The 14,749-nt window shown below is 65.2% G+C and carries 13 protein-coding genes; 6 read left to right on the top strand and 7 right to left on the bottom strand.

Features of this window, described 5'->3' with window-relative positions:
- The first annotated feature begins 101 nt into the window (after positions 1-101).
- A complete protein-coding gene (locus tag ABZ677_RS21070) occupies positions 102-1,601 on the top strand; it encodes a stealth family protein (RefSeq protein ID WP_170945947.1) in 1,500 nt (499 codons plus the stop codon).
- On the opposite strand, the gene ABZ677_RS21065 is transcribed toward ABZ677_RS21070, so the two are convergent.
- Positions 1,598-2,509, bottom strand: coding sequence for a phosphodiesterase (locus tag ABZ677_RS21065; RefSeq protein WP_358372916.1), 912 nt, complete (start codon positions 2,507-2,509; stop codon positions 1,598-1,600). The two genes, ABZ677_RS21070 and ABZ677_RS21065, sit on opposite strands and share 4 nt — an antisense overlap.
- A 158-nt stretch (positions 2,510-2,667) precedes the next feature.
- Between ABZ677_RS21065 and ABZ677_RS21060 the strand changes: the two genes are divergently transcribed.
- The gene (locus ABZ677_RS21060) at positions 2,668-3,477 is read left to right on the top strand and encodes an alpha/beta hydrolase (RefSeq protein WP_358372849.1); all 810 of its coding nucleotides are present in this window, start codon (positions 2,668-2,670) and stop codon (positions 3,475-3,477) included.
- A gap of 72 nt (positions 3,478-3,549) precedes the next feature.
- Here the strand turns inward: ABZ677_RS21060 and ABZ677_RS21055 are convergent, their stop codons facing one another.
- Positions 3,550-4,677, bottom strand: coding sequence for an acyl-CoA dehydrogenase family protein (locus ABZ677_RS21055; protein ID WP_037190302.1), 1,128 nt, complete (start codon positions 4,675-4,677; stop codon positions 3,550-3,552).
- Positions 4,678-4,693: 16 nt separating this feature from the next.
- Positions 4,694-5,869: an acyl-CoA dehydrogenase family protein gene (locus tag ABZ677_RS21050; RefSeq protein ID WP_358372846.1), complete on the bottom strand. Its 1,176-nt coding sequence runs from the start codon at positions 5,867-5,869 to the stop codon at positions 4,694-4,696.
- A gap of 78 nt (positions 5,870-5,947) precedes the next feature.
- Between ABZ677_RS21050 and ABZ677_RS21045 the strand changes: the two genes are divergently transcribed.
- The 4 genes from ABZ677_RS21045 to ABZ677_RS21030 are packed head-to-tail and all read left to right on the top strand — an operon-like array spanning position 5,948 to position 9,272.
- On the top strand, positions 5,948-6,502 hold the full coding sequence (locus tag ABZ677_RS21045) for a histidine phosphatase family protein (RefSeq protein WP_037190307.1): 555 nt from the start codon (positions 5,948-5,950) through the stop codon (positions 6,500-6,502).
- 14 nt (positions 6,503-6,516) lie between these two features.
- Positions 6,517-6,999 (top strand): RidA family protein, encoded by a 483-nt coding sequence (locus ABZ677_RS21040; RefSeq protein ID WP_037190309.1) that lies wholly within the window; start codon positions 6,517-6,519, stop codon positions 6,997-6,999.
- 39 nt (positions 7,000-7,038) lie between these two features.
- Positions 7,039-8,529: an ABC transporter permease subunit gene (locus ABZ677_RS21035; RefSeq protein WP_358372842.1), complete on the top strand. Its 1,491-nt coding sequence runs from the start codon at positions 7,039-7,041 to the stop codon at positions 8,527-8,529.
- Entirely contained in the window at positions 8,526-9,272 is a 747-nt protein-coding gene (locus ABZ677_RS21030; protein ID WP_037190312.1) for an amino acid ABC transporter ATP-binding protein, read from the top strand. The genes ABZ677_RS21035 and ABZ677_RS21030 overlap by 4 nt, the downstream gene beginning before the upstream one ends.
- Before the next feature lie 16 nt (positions 9,273-9,288).
- Here ABZ677_RS21030 and ABZ677_RS21025 read toward each other — a convergent pair whose 3' ends face one another.
- The 4 genes from ABZ677_RS21025 to ABZ677_RS21010 all read right to left on the bottom strand — a co-directional run bounded on the left by ABZ677_RS21025 (position 9,289) and on the right by ABZ677_RS21010 (position 14,731).
- Complete coding sequence (locus ABZ677_RS21025) at positions 9,289-11,352, bottom strand: xanthine dehydrogenase family protein molybdopterin-binding subunit (RefSeq protein WP_358372839.1); 2,064 nt, start codon at positions 11,350-11,352, stop codon at positions 9,289-9,291.
- Entirely contained in the window at positions 11,349-12,344 is a 996-nt protein-coding gene (locus ABZ677_RS21020; RefSeq protein WP_358372837.1) for a xanthine dehydrogenase family protein subunit M, read from the bottom strand. Before ABZ677_RS21020 ends, ABZ677_RS21025 begins: the two co-directional genes overlap by 4 nt.
- On the bottom strand, positions 12,341-12,841 hold the full coding sequence (locus tag ABZ677_RS21015) for a 2Fe-2S iron-sulfur cluster-binding protein (RefSeq protein ID WP_094741326.1): 501 nt from the start codon (positions 12,839-12,841) through the stop codon (positions 12,341-12,343). The genes ABZ677_RS21020 and ABZ677_RS21015 overlap by 4 nt, the downstream gene beginning before the upstream one ends.
- 96 nt (positions 12,842-12,937) lie before the next feature.
- The gene (locus ABZ677_RS21010) at positions 12,938-14,731 is read right to left on the bottom strand and encodes a DEAD/DEAH box helicase (protein WP_037190318.1); all 1,794 of its coding nucleotides are present in this window, start codon (positions 14,729-14,731) and stop codon (positions 12,938-12,940) included.
- Between the last annotated feature and the right edge of the window lie 18 nt (positions 14,732-14,749).

The following is a 14,749-nucleotide window of genomic DNA, read 5'->3' as shown; positions in this document are numbered from 1 at the left end:
CCATCACCTCGTCTTCTGCCCCGCACGATATCTACCTCGTTCCACCGGAGCACGAGACCAACGATGCCGTCACCAGAGAATCAGCAGCATCCGCAGCACGCCTGAGCGAACGATCCGACGTGGTCAGCCACGACGGCCGCTACGCCCTGACGATCACCTCCACCACCCCACACCAGGCGATGGTCGAGGATCTACTGTTCGTCCGCGCCGTGCTCGACTCCGCGCGAATCAAGTACCTACTCGTTCGCGGCAACGACGAACGCCCGGTCATTGCCATCGAGTTGGCTGCCCGAGACGCGCTCACCACCGCACTGGTACACGCCTGCCGCGCCGAGCCGTTCTACTCGAAGACCGTCGACGCCCGCGGGAAAGCAGTACTGGTCGCCGACGGCACACTCTCGCCGTCCGCGAACGCACGGATCGTGCGCCTGTACCGACCGCGCGTCGAGCCGTTCAGCGGCTTGTACTACGGCGCGTCGACGGCGGTGCAGATCGAGCTGTGGTCGTTCTCCCCGGCCGAGATCGTGCTGCCGATCGAGAACTCGCTGACCCGACGCAACATCCGGCCCGACGAGGCCGTCCGCGGCACGGTCGAACGCTTCGGACGAACCTGGCCGACCATCGAGAACATGTTCGCCGACCACGCGTCGGACATCAATTTCGACATCGACATCGTGTTCTCCTGGGTCGACGGCTCGTCGGCAGAGTTCCAGGCTCAGCGTGCGCGGCGGATGGCGAACTACGTCGTCGGTGAGGGCGACGATTCGGCTGCCCGATACCGGCAGATCGACGAACTGAAGTACGCGCTGCGGTCGATTCACATGTACGCACCGTGGATCAGGCGCATCTTCGTGGCCACCGACTCGGCGAGGCCGGCGTGGCTCGCCGACCACCCCAAGGTGACCTTTGTGCCGAGCGAGGCCTTCTTCGTCGACACCTCCGTTCTGCCGACCCACAATTCGCAGGCCGTCGAAAGCCAGCTGCACCACATCCCCGGATTGTCCGAGCACTTCCTGTACTCGAACGACGACATGTTCTTCGGCCGACCGGTCAGCCCGTCGATGTTCTTCTCCCCCGGCGGAATCAGTATGTTCATCGAAGCGACAACGCGAATCGGGTTGGGCTACAGCGACGCCGACCGCAGCGGCTTCGAGAACGCGGCGCGGGTGAACCGTCGGATCCTGCAGGACCGATTCGGGATGACCACAACCCGGCATCTCGAACATGCAGCAACTCCGTTGCGCCGCAGCGTGATGCAGCAGATGGAAAACGAGTTTCCGGACGAGTTCGCCTCGACTGCGGCGAGCGCATTCCGAGCGAGTACCAACATCTCGGTGACGAACTCGCTGTACCACTACTACGCGTTGATGAGCGGGCGCGCGGTGGTGCAGAAGGACGCGAAGGTTCGGTACATCGACACCACGTCCGTGGCAGGTCTCGACTTGATGGAGAAGCTGCTCCCCAAGCGATCGGTCGACTTCTTCTGCCTCAACGACGGCAGCTTCCCGGAAGTCGACCTGGACCTGCGCACCAGGACCGTGACTCAGTTCCTGGACAAGTACTTCCCCATCGTCGCGCCGTGGGAACGCGAACAGCGCTAGGCGTCGCTGAACGTCTTTCGGCGGGCACTGTCTGCGATGGTGACCCCCGCTGCACTCAGCCTGCGTGCGGTCTCCTCCGCCGAGACCGGTTCTCCCACAGTGTCGTACGACCCTGTGGGCACCACCGAATGGACTACGGTGTTTTCGTAGACGTGGACGAGATTGTATCCCTGGGCACCGTCGCGTCCGCGTAATCCGCCCGCGGGCACATTGAGATCCTGGGTGTAGCACGTGGCCGACGCCACCGAGACGGGTATACCCGCGAAGGTTGCCGTCGTCGAATAGTGCAGGTGCCCAGCAAGAATGGACCGCACATCGGTTCCGCGTAGCACGTCCGCGAGCCGCGGCTGATCGATCAGCTCCACCAGCACTGCGAGATCGAGCACCGTCGGCACCGGCGGATGATGCATCGCCAGGATCGTGCCGAACTCGGCGGGCGTCGCGAGTGTGTCGGCCAGCCAGGCCAATTGCTCGTCGCCGAGCTCGCCGTGGTGCCTTCCCGGGACCGTCGTGTCGAGCGTGACGACACGGAGGCCATCGACGTCGTGCACGCGATCGATGGACTGGCCACTCGGCTCTGCGTCGAGAAGCTTCTGACGGAACGTCGCCCGGTCGTCATGATTGCCCATCGCCCAGACGATCTGTGCGCCGAGTTCCTCGGCCACCGGCTCGACCAACGCCCGCAGCTTCTCGTACGCGCCCGGCTCACCCTTGTCGGTCAGATCCCCCGTGAACACCAATGCGTCGGGCCGCACACCGGAGTTGCGTACGTCGGTCATCACCTGCTCGAGCCGCAATTGACTGTCCACGCCGCCGTACAACCGACCTCCGCCGTCGACGAGATGCGTGTCGCTCACATGCAGCAAGCAGTGATGGGGACGTGGGTACTCGGCCATCCGAGACTTCATCGAACTCTCGCTCACGATCGGACCTACCGTTTCACGTTCACCCGGCCGGGCGAACGCCACTGCTGCAAGCCAAGCATACGAGCGTTCACTGAGAAAAAGCTGGTCGGATCTACGTGGTGAACACCGCACGAACATCCGGCGTGTGACAGGTTGAGAGCATGACGAAACCGAAGCTGACCACCCTTCTCGCAACTGCCGGAGTGACAGTGGGGTCGATGGTCGGCATCGGCGTCGCGCCCGCCGCCGCGCAGGAGCTGCCGACCGTGGTGCTGGTGCACGGAGCCTTCGCGGACAACACCAGCTGGGACGGCGTCGCCGAGAACCTACGCGGCCGCGGTTACTCCGTGGTGACTGCGGACAACTCACTGCGCGGACCGGCCGTCGACGCGGCCTCGGTCACCGATGTGGTCGAGAGTATCGACGGTCCGGTGATCCTGGTGGGCCACTCCTACGGCGGCACGGTGATCAGTAACGTGCACGCCGACAACGTCGAAGCATTGGTCTACGTCGCGGCCTTCATGCCGGTCGAAGGCGAACCCGTCGCCCTGGAACTCGACCCCATCCGATTCCCGGTGACCGCGCTGGTGCCGCCGGTGATCGGCCTGTCGATCGTCGACGACTCCTCCAACCTGATCGGTAAGAACGTCGACTCGTACATCACACCCGCCCTGTTCCGGCCGTTCTTCGCCCCTGACGTCACCGAGGAGCAAGCCGCGCGCATGGCTGCGCATCAGAAGACCATCGCCGCCGGAGCACTGCTCGAGCCGAGCGGTCCGCCGTCCTGGGCACACACGCCGTCGTGGGCGTTGATCCCCCAGCAGGATCAGATCATCCCGGCATCGGCCGAGCGGTTCATGGCGCAGCGCGCCGGTGCCCAGGTGACCGAGGTGCCGGGTTCGCACGCGATCCTGGTTTCCAACCCCGCTGCTGTGGCCGACCTTGTCGCCGAAGCGGATTCGGGCAGCTGACACCTCGCACAACGACCTCGGGCCCGGCCACCTGTCGACGGTGGCCGGGCCCGAGGAGTCTTCTGACGAGCGTCAGATCCCGATCAGATCGTGATCGGCGACCTTCGACGCCAGGATGCGCAGGTGCTCGTCGGCGCCGCCGAGGGTGTGCTCGATGGCCACCAGCCGACTGGTGTAGTGCCCGACCGGATATTCGGCCGTGACGCCGATTCCGCCGTGCAACTGAATCGCCTCCTGGCCGATCTTGCGACCGGACCGTGAGATCTGCAGCTTCGCGCGCGAGGCGATCGTCGGGTCGACGTTGCCGTCGGCCAACGACATCGTGGCGTACAGGCTCATGCTGCGGGCGAGTTCGAGCAGCACGTACATGTCCGCCGCACGGAAGGTGAGCGCCTGGAACTTGGCCAGCGGAACCCCGAACTGCTTGCGCGCCTTCAGGTAGTCGGTGGTCAGCCGCAGCGCCTCCTCCATGGCACCGATCGCCTCGGCGCACAACGCGGCCTGGGCACGCACCTCGGCACCGGTGATCGCTGCAGCTGCGTTCTCGGCGGTGCCGAGCGGTTCGGCTGCGACGTCGACGAATTCGATCTGCGCGGCGCGCTGACCGTCATGGGTGGCGTAGGACTTGCGTGTGAGACCGGTCGCGTCGGCGTCGACGACGAACAGTCCTGTTCCACCGGTGGGCAGCGCGGCACTGACCACGATCACGTCTGCACTACCGCCGTGCGGAACCGGGTTCTTGACGCCGTTGATCGACCACGATCCACCGTCCTCGGTGGCGGTGGTCGCGACCTCGATGTTGGGCCAGCGGCTGCCGGATTCGTTGTGCGCGAACGCCAACATCGACGACCCCTCGGCGACGGGCGGCAGGAGCCGCGCGCGCTGATCGGCGCTGCCGAGTTCGGAGATCAACCCTCCGGGGACGAGCACGGCGTCGAGAATCGGCTCCGGCGCGAGCCGTCGTCCGACCTCGGTCATCACTGCCATGATCTCCACGGGACCGGCGTCCATGCCGCCGTCCTCTTCGCTGAACGTCAGACCCAGCAGGCCGACCTCGGCCAACTGCTTCCAGACGTCGGTGCTCCAGCCCAGCTCACCGGCAACGATCTTGTTGCGCTTCTCGGTGTCGTACGCCCGCGTGAGCACCTCACGAGTGGTGTCGCGCAGCAGCTTCTGCTCTTCGTTGAGTTCGAAATCCATGTCTTCAGATGCTCCCTTACAGTCCGAGAATCGCCGAGGCGATGATGGTGCGCTGAACCTCGTTCGAGCCGCCGTAGATCGACACCTTGCGGAAGTTGAGATACCCCGGTACCGAGCGCTGCGCCCAGCCTTCGCTCTCGATGTCCTCGCCCGCCTCGTAGGGCAGTGAGTCCGGCCCGGCAACGTCCATCAGCAACTCGGTCGTGGTCTGCTGCAATTCCGATCCCCTCAGCTTGAGGATCGACGACGCCGGATTCGGCTTGCCGTCGTCCGAGCTGGACACCAGGCGCAGCTGAGTCAGCTCGAGGGCGAGCAGTTCGTTCTCGACCTCGGCCATCTTGGCCGCGAACAGTGGGTCCTCGAGCAGCGTGCCGCTGCCGACCTTGGTCTGCGCGGCGTGCTTCTTCGCCTGTCCCAGATGCACTTTGGTGTGTCCGGCGCGGGCGACGCCGGTGCGCTCGTTACCGAGCAGGAACTTGGCGTAGCTCCAACCCTGGTTCTCCTCGCCGACGAGGTTCTCGGCCGGAACGCGGACGTTGTCGAAGAAGACCTCGTTGACCTCGACACTGCCGTCGATCAGCTTGATGGGGCGCATCTCGATGCCGGGAGTGTTCAGATCGATGAGCAGGAACGAAATTCCGGCCTGCTTCTTCGGCGCGTCCGGGTTGGTGCGCACGAGCGCGAAGATCCAGTCGGCGTACTGGCCGAGCGTGGTCCACGTCTTCTGTCCGTTGACGATGTAGTCGTCACCGTCGCGGATGGCGGTGGTGCGCAACGACGCCAGGTCCGATCCGGCCTCGGGCTCGGAGAAGCCCTGGCACCACCAGATGTCGAGATTCGCCGTCTTGGGCAGGAACTTCTCCTTGAGCTCCTGAGAGCCGAACGTCGCGATGACCGGGCCGACCATCGAGGCGTTGAACGCCAGCGGCTCCGGCACCGACGCCAGCTGCATTTCGTCGAGCCAGATGTGGCGCTGCACAGCGGTCCAGTCGCGGCCACCGAACTCGGCGGGCCAATGTGGGACCGCCAAGCCGTTCTCGTTGAGGATTCGCATGGTCGTCACCACCTCGTCCTTGCTCAACTCCTGACCCGTCGCGCTCTTCTCGCGAATCTCGGCGGGGACCTTCGTGGTGAAGAACGTCCGCATCTCGTCACGGAACGCGGCCTCTTCTTCTGTCAGGGCAAGATTCATCGACAATCCTCCAAGCTCGTTCACGTATCTTCGTATCGACCGTACTCCCTGGTAACTCTGGGATATTCTCCGCTCACTATGACTCTTCTGGCACTGGTTCGGCACGGTGAAACGAACTGGAATCTGCACGGGCGTCTGCAGGGCTCGTCGGACATTCCTCTCAACGACACCGGCCGTGCTCAGGCCCGCGAGGCCGGCTACGAACTCGAGTACCGCCAGTGGGACCACCTGGTCAGTTCACCGTTGATCCGAGCAGCCGAGACCGCCGACATCATCGGTGCGCACCTCGGCCTGACGCGCACCGCCGAGTTCCCCGATCTGGCCGAACGACACTTCGGCGAGGCCGAAGGATTCACCGACTGGGATGCGTATTCGCACTGGCCGAACGGCATGTACCCCGGCTTGGAGCCCCGCTCGAATCTGATCGTCCGAGGCGTGCGCGCCGTCGACGACATCGCCGCGCGTTACCCGGACTCCGCGGTGATCGCCGTGGCGCACGGCGGCGTCATCCGGGCGATCTTCGACGCGATTCGGCGGCGGCACTCGCCGCGCATCCTCAACGCGGGCGTCTCCACCCTCGAACACGACGGTTCTCGCTGGACCGTTCGCACCATCAACGGCATCCCGGTCTGACAGAGTTTTCCTCCATGGAGATCGAACGTCGCATCACCGAACTGGGCTTCACCTTGCCCGGTGAACCGACCGCCCCGCCCGGTTTCGAGTTCTCGTTCGAATGGGTGCGCGTGCGCGGCAACCGGGTCTTCGCGTCCGGGCATTCTCCGTTGGCACCGGACGGAACTCTGGCCGGCCCGTTCGGCGCTGTGCCGTCACAGGTGAATCTCGACGCCGCAACCGACGCCGCCCGCGACACCGCACTGGCGCTCCTCGGTAGCGTCGCCCGTGCCGTCGGAGATCTCGATCGAATCAGCGCGTGGCTGACCGTCACCGGATCGGTCAACGCCGACCACGGCTTCACTCAGACCACCACGGTCGTCAACGGCTTCTCGGATCTCGTGCTCGCAATCTTCGGTCCGGAGATCGGTGCCCATGCCCGCACCGCACTCGGGGTGGCAGCCCTGCCGATGAACAACACCGTCGTGGTGTCAGCGGAACTGGAGATCGACGGGTAGGTTTTTCTCCACTCGTACATACGGCGAAAGCGGGCGCAGATGGTGCGCAGATCGATTCTTGCTCTGGTCGCGATCCTTATCGGCATCCTGGGGCTGTCCGGCTGCAGTTCGTCCTCACAGTCGCTGCTGGACCGGGTGAAGGACGAGGGCGTACTGGTCGTCGGCACCGAGGGCACCTACAGCCCGTTCAGCTATCAGGGCGGCGACGGACAACTCACCGGTTACGACATCGACGTCATCAACGCCGTCGGTGCCGAGTTGGGCGTACGCGTCGACTTCGTGCAGACCCCGTTCGATTCGATCTTCGCCGGACTGCAATCCCAACGCTTCGACCTCATCGCCAACCAGGTCTCGATCACCCCTGCGCGCCAGTCGGCCTACGACCTGTCGACGCCCTACACGGTGTCGGAAGGCCAGATCCTCACCGCCGCAGACGAGTCCACCATCACCTCTCTCGCCGACCTGGCCGGCAAGACCACCGCCCAATCCTCGACGAGCAACTGGGCAGAGGTCGCGGCGGACGCGGGCGCGAACGTCGAAGCCGTCGAGGGATTCGTCCAGGCCGTCACGCTCGTCAAGGACGGCCGCGTCGACGCCACCGTCAACGACTCCCTCGCGATCGCCGAGTACCTGCAGCAGACCGGCGACACCGGAGTCAAGATCGCAGGCGAGACCGGAGACACGACCCTGCAATCCTTCGTGGCTCGCAAGGACAGTGGGCTGATGGACGAGGTCGACGCCGCCATCGACACACTCCGCGAGAACGGCACCATCGCCGAGATCTCGAACAAGTACTTCGGCAGCGACGTCGCCGCACCGACGGCCGACACCGTGGTCCCGGTGAGCGACGACGAGGGTTCGACTGCGCCCTCGAAGACACAGCTGGTTCTCGACAACCTGTGGCCGATGCTCAAAGCCACGGTGACCATGACGATTCCGCTGACCGCCATCAGCTTCGTGATCGGACTCGTGATCGCTCTCGCGGTTGCGCTCGCTCGCATCTCGTCGATCACGCCGCTCGCTGCGGTCGCCCGGTTCTACGTCTCGATCATCCGCGGTACTCCCCTGCTGCTGCAGCTGTTCATCATCTTCTACGGGCTCCCGCAATTCGGCATCGTGATCTCGCCGTTCCCGGCCGCGGTGGTCGCGTTCTCGCTGAATGTCGGTGGCTACGCGGCCGAGGTGATCCGTGCCGCGATCCTGAGCGTTCCCAAGGGCCAGTGGGAGGCCGCGCAGACCATCGGGATGGGATACCGAACGACGTTGCAGCGCATCGTGCTTCCACAGGCACTGCGCACCGCGGTACCACCGTTGTCGAACACGCTGATCTCGTTGGTCAAGGACACCTCGCTCGCGTCGACCATCCTGGTGACCGAGCTGCTGCGCGTCGCGCAACTCGCGGCGGCCCCGACATTCGACTTCTTCACCCTCTACACAGTTGCAGCGCTCTACTACTGGGTGATCTGCATCGTTCTCTCGTTCTTCCAAGGCAAACTCGAAGTCCGACTCGACAGGTACGTGGCCAAATGACAGACCTGCTGGAAGTATCCGCACTGAAGAAATCGTTCGGACCACTCGAAGTGTTGAAGGACATCTCGTTCACCGTGCCCTCCGGCACCGTCACCGTCATCATCGGACCGTCCGGATCCGGTAAGACCACGGTGCTGCGCACACTGAACGCACTCGATCAGGCCGACGCAGGCATCATCCGTATCGGGGACGTATCGGTGGATTTCGCAGACTCCGTCAGCGCGGCGCAGCTCCGACATTTCCGCGCCCAGAGCGGCATGGTGTTCCAGAGCCACAACCTGTTTCCGCACAAGACGGTGCTGCAGAACATCATCGAGGGACCGGTGATCGTGCAGAAGCGCGCCAAGGACGACGCCATTCGGGACGCGCACGCAATCCTCGATCAGATCGGACTCGACGCCAAGTCCGACCAGTACCCGTTCCAGCTTTCCGGCGGCCAGCAACAACGCGTCGGAATTGCGAGAGCTCTCGCACTTCGCCCCAAGTTGATGCTGTTCGACGAGCCCACCTCGGCACTCGATCCCGAGCTCGTCGGCGAAGTTCTTGCCGTCATCAAAGGCCTTGCCGCACAGGGCTGGACGATGGTGATCGTCACCCACGAAATCCGCTTCGCCCAGCAGGTCGCCGATCAGGTGCTGTTCATCGAGAACGGCGTCGTCCTGGAACGAGGCACACCGGAACAGGTGCTGGTGAACCCGACCGAGCCCCGGACCCGTCAATTCCTGCAGCGGATACTGGCGTAGAGGGGCTGCGCCCGTTCTAGAGGTGCGGTAGCACCTTGTCCAGGGTGATCGGGAGGTCACGGACTCGGACGCCGGTGGCGTTGTAGACGGCATTGCCGATGGCCGCCGAGGATCCGACTGCACCGATCTCACCGATTCCCTTGCCGCCCATGGGCACCAGTTCTGTGTCGACTTCCTCGACCCATACGGCCTCGAGATCGGTGACGTCCGCACACGCCGGGATGTGGTACTCCGCGAAATCATGATTGGCGAATCCACCGAACTCGCGATCGGTGATGCCGTTCTCCATCAGCGCCATGCCGAGTCCGAACGTCATGCCGCCGATGAGCTGAGACCTGGCCAGCCGCGGATTCATCACCGCGCCGATACCGAAGACGCCGAGCATCCTTCGTACCCGCACTTCACCGGTGTCGATGTCGACCGCCACCTCGGCGAACTGGGCACCGAAAGCCATGCGCGCCAGCTCCTTCTGACCCTCGACGTCGTCGGTGGTGTCGGCCTCGGCCGAGTTCCCCGGCTCGTACGAACCCTGAGCCTTCAGCGCGTGGCATGCCTTGGTGACGGCCCAGCCCCACGACGAGGTGCCCGAGGAGCCGCCTGCTCCAGGCGCTTTCGGCAGTGCGCTGTCGCCGAGTTCGAGGGTGACGGTGTCCGCGTCCACCCCGAGCGCATCGGCCGCGATCTGGCGCAGCACGGTGCGCGCGCCGGTTCCGATGTCCGACGCGGCGACGGAGACCGTGATCGTGCCGTCCTGCTCCACGCGCGCCGACGCGGTACTCGGTGAGATCAGCACCGGGTAGCTGGCCGTCGCGACCCCCATGCCGACCAGAGTGTTGCCTTCTCGACGCTGACCGGGCGCGGAATTGCGGCGGTCCCAGCCGAACTTCTCGGCTCCCTCGCGGAGGCATTGCACCACGCTGCGTGAGCTGAACGGGTTACCACTGGCCGGATCGACGTCCGGCTCGTTGCGAATCCGCAGATCGATCGGATCGATACCGGTGGCCACGGCCAATTCGTCGATGGCCGTCTCGACGGCGAACATGCCCGGCGCTTCGCCGGGTGCCCGCATCCACCGCGGGGTTCCGACGTCCAGCTGTGCGAGCCGGTGGGTGGTGCGACGGTTCGGAGCCGCGTAGATGTGCCGAGTCGATTCCGAGGTCTGCTCACAGAACTCGAAGATCGTGCTGGTCTGCTGGAACGAATCGTGTGCGATCGCCTGCAGAGTTCCGGTCGAATCAGCGCCCAGACGAACGTGATTGAGCGTCGGGGTGCGATAGCCGACGACATCGAACAGGGCCTGCCTCGGCAGGACCAGCTTCACTGTCCTGCCGGTGGCCCGTGCAGCCATCGCCGCGAGGATCGCATTGGGCCGAGTACTGCCCTTGGCTCCGAATCCGCCGCCGACGTTCTCCGCGATCACGCGAACGTTCTCGGGCTCGAGGTCGAACGCCGTGGCGAGGTCGCCCTGAACACCGGACGGTGCCTGCGTCGAATCCCACAGCGTCAGAACGCCGTCGGACCACTGCGCCGTGGTGGCATGCGGCTCCATCGGACTGTTGTGCATCGGCGCGGTGGAGTACCAATTGTCGACGAGGTGCTCGGCCGATGCCAGCGCAGCGTCGGGATCGCCGACGGTCACGTCGGTGGGGAACCCCGCATTGACGGACTCGGGCGCGTAGAGCGTGCTGTGCTCCGCCGTCAATGTGTTGTCGGGAGAGCGGACGTCGGCGTACTGCACCTGCACCTGGGCAGCGGCGGCCCGCGCGGCCTGCAGGGTCTCGGCCACGACGACGGCAACGATCTGGCCGCGGTACGCGACGGTGTTCGACTGCAGCACATGCAATTCGGCGTCCTCGACCTCGCCGAGCTTCTCGGCGTTGCCGTGCCACAGGACGGCGTGCACCGCGGGGTCGGTAGCGAGTTCGACGTGCTCGACCGTGCCTGCAGGGACTGTCGCGGGCACGTACCAGGCATACAACTGCCCGACGGCCGGCGGCTGCTCGGCGGCGTACCGAGCCCGGCCGGTCACCTTCGCTATCGATTCGGTGCGCTGAATCGGTTGCCCGATCGATGCGGTCATGACCGATCCCCCGAATCTGTGAGTTCCACCAGGGTGCGGGCGACGAGGTTGGTCACCAGCGGAATCTTGAACGCGTTGTCGCGCAACGGCTCTGCCGCGTCGAGTTCCAATGCGATCGCCCGCCGGAACGACGCCTCGTCGGCGGCCGCGCCGAGCAGCGCGTGCTCGGCCGTGCGAGCCCGCCACGGCTTGTGCGCCACACCGCCCAGCGCGATCGACACCCCACGCACGATCCCGTCCTCGACATCGAGTACGGCGGCCACGGATGCGACCGCAAACGCGTAGGACTGCCGATCCCGCACCTTGCGGTACGTGGAGACGGTGCCGTCCGCCAATTCCGGTATTTCCACGGCCGTGACGATTTCGTCCCGCGCGACCGTGTTGTCACGTTCCGGATCGTCGCCGGGAAGTCGGTAGAAGTCGTCGATCGGCACGACACGCTCACCGTCGACTCCGCGCACGACGACACGCGCATCGAGAGCCGACAGCGCAACCGCCATGTCCGACGGATGCGTCGCCACGCACGCCTCCGAAGCCCCGAGGATCGCGAGATTCCTGTGCTCACCCGTCCGGGCCGGGCAGCCCGAACCGGGTTCGCGTTTGTTGCACGGCTTCGATGAATCCATGAAGTAGACGCACCGGGTGCGCTGGAACAGGTTTCCGCCGGTGGTGGCCATGTTGCGTAACTGGCCCGAGGCTCCGGAGAGCACCGCCCGCGAGAGCACCGGATAACGCTGACGCACCACCGGGTGCACCGCGAGATCGCTGTTGGTCACGCCGGAACCGACACGAAGCGAGCCGTCGTCCGACACGTCGATGTCGTGCAGCGGAAGACGCGTCACGTCGATCAGCGTCGTCGGGCCCACGACACCGAGCTTCATCAGGTCGACGAGGTTGGTTCCCCCGCCGAGCAGCATCGCGTTCTCGTTCTCGGCGAGGCGGGCCACGGCGTCGTCGACTGCGGTGGCTGCGTCGTACTCGAAGGTCTTCACGATGCGTCCCGTACTGCCGAGACGATATTGCAGTAGGCACCACAACGACAGAGGTTGCCGCTCATCCGTTCTCGTACTTCGTCGGAATCGAGTTCGACATCGGCGGCCTCGATGTCCTCGGTGACCGCGCTCGGCCAACCCTGCTTGGCCTCTTCGATCACCGCCACCGCCGAACAGATCTGCCCGGAAGTGCAGTACCCGCACTGGAACGCGTCACGGTCGACGAAGGCCTGCTGCACGGGATGCAGCGTGTCGCCGTCGGACAGTCCCTCGACCGTGGTGATGTCGCGATCCTGTTGCGCAACCGCGAACGTCAGGCAGCTGTTGATACGCCGCCCCTCGACCAACACCGTGCACGCTCCGCACTGCCCGTGGTCACACCCCTTCTTGGCACCGATCAGGTCGAGGTTTTCCCGAAGGGCGTCGAGCAGGGTGGTTCGCGTGTCGCAGTCGAACTCGCGATCGGTGCCGTTGACACGGAGAGTGACGTGGGTCATGGGCGGGTGGATACCCGCGGCCTCGACCGTCAAACGCTCGACCCCGAGGTCGTGCGCGGAGACTCGTAGTGGACTACGAATTGCCGCGCACGTGCGTCAGCGCTTTCCCTTGAACTTTCCGCCGCCGCGTGGACCGCCGCTGCGTCCGGGAGGGCCGGAATCGGGTTGCAGTTGAATCAACACGCCACTGATGCGGGTGCGGCGCAACGCCTCGACCGTCTCGTCGGCGAGGTCGGCAGGCAACTCCACCAACGAGTGATCGGGACGAATGCTGATGTGCCCGAAGTCGCTTCGACGCAGACCGCCCTCGTTGGCGATGGCACCGACAATGGCACCCGGAGCGACGTGATGCCGCTTGCCGACGCTGATGCGGTAAGTCGCCATCTCCTGGCCCGTCTTGCGGTGGTGCGAACTGGCCGCGTCCTCGTCGAACGTGCGCGGTGGTCTCGGTTCGCGAGGCTCGCGCGGTGCCCGCGGCGGGGCCGGCGGCTCGGGCTTGAGCAAGAACGCTTCGCCGTCGCGGGACTGGATGGCCAGAGCGGCTGCGATGTCGACCAAGGGCACGTCGTGCTCACGCTCGTAGTCCTCGATGAGACGACGGAACAGCGCCAGATTCTCGTTGCCCAGGCTCTCGGTGATGGAGTCCTTGAACTTCGTCACGCGCTGCGCGTTGACGTCGTCGACGCTCGGGAGCTGCATCTCGGTGATCGGCTGACGCGTCGCACGTTCGATGGCCTTGAGCAGGTGCCGCTCGCGCGGTGCGACGAACAGCAGAGCCTGACCGGCGCGACCGGCGCGACCGGTACGACCGATGCGGTGCACGTAGGACTCGGTGTCGTGCGGGATGTCGTAGTTGATGACATGCGAGATGCGGTCGACGTCGAGACCGCGGGCCGCGACGTCGGTGGCCACCAGGATGTCGATCTGGCCGTTCTTGAGCTGCCCGATGGTGCGCTCACGCTGGGCCTGCACGATGTCGCCGTTGATCGCAGCGGCCGAGAAGCCCCGTGCGCGCAGCTTTTCGGCGAGTTCCTCGGTGGCCTGCTTGGTGCGCACGAACATGATCATGGCCTCGAACTCTTCGACCTCGAAGATTCGAGTCAGTGCCTCGAGCTTGCGCTGATGGGCCACCTGGACGTACCGCTGGGTGATGTTCGGTGCCGTCGAGGTCTTGGTCTTGACGGTGATCTCCACCGGGTCGTGCAGGTACTGCTTGGAGATCTTGCGGATCGCGGCAGGCATCGTGGCCGAGAACAACGCCACCTGCTTGTACTCCGGGGTATCGGAGAGAATGCGCTCGACGTCTTCCTGGAAGCCCATCTTGAGCATCTCGTCGGCCTCGTCGAGCACGAGGTACTCGAGCCCGGACAGGTCGAGCGTGCCCTTCTCGAGATGGTCGATGACTCGACCGGGAGTGCCGACGATGATCTGCGCGCCCTTACGCAGACCCGAGAGCTGGATGCCGTACGCCTGACCGCCGTAGATCGGCAGAATATGCAGACCGGGGATGTGGGTGGCGTACTTACCGAACGCCTCGGCGACCTGCAGCGCGAGCTCGCGCGTCGGGGCCAGCACCAATGCCTGCGGCGTCCGACGCGAGACGTCGAGACGGGACAGAATCGGCACCGCGAACGCGGCGGTCTTGCCGGTACCGGTCTGCGCGAGGCCGACGACGTCGTTGCCTGCCATCAGCGGCGGGATGGTGGCCGCCTGGATGGGCGACGGGCTTTCGTAGCCGACATCGCGGAGGGCCTTCAGGACCCGCTCGTCGATTCCGAGATCGGCAAAGGTGATGTCGTCGCCGGCTGGGACGGAAGCGGACTCCGAAAGGGGCGAACTCGTCTCGTCAGACGTCACGGCGGCATCCTGATCAGTTTCTGAAGTGCTCATATGTCGCACGAGTTTAGT

This window comes from Rhodococcus sp. NPDC006774 (genome assembly GCF_040636045.1).
Lineage (GTDB): Bacteria > Actinomycetota > Actinomycetes > Mycobacteriales > Mycobacteriaceae > Rhodococcoides.
The sequence above is the reverse complement of the archived record's forward strand: the minus strand, read 5'-3'. Positions and strand labels throughout refer to the sequence as shown.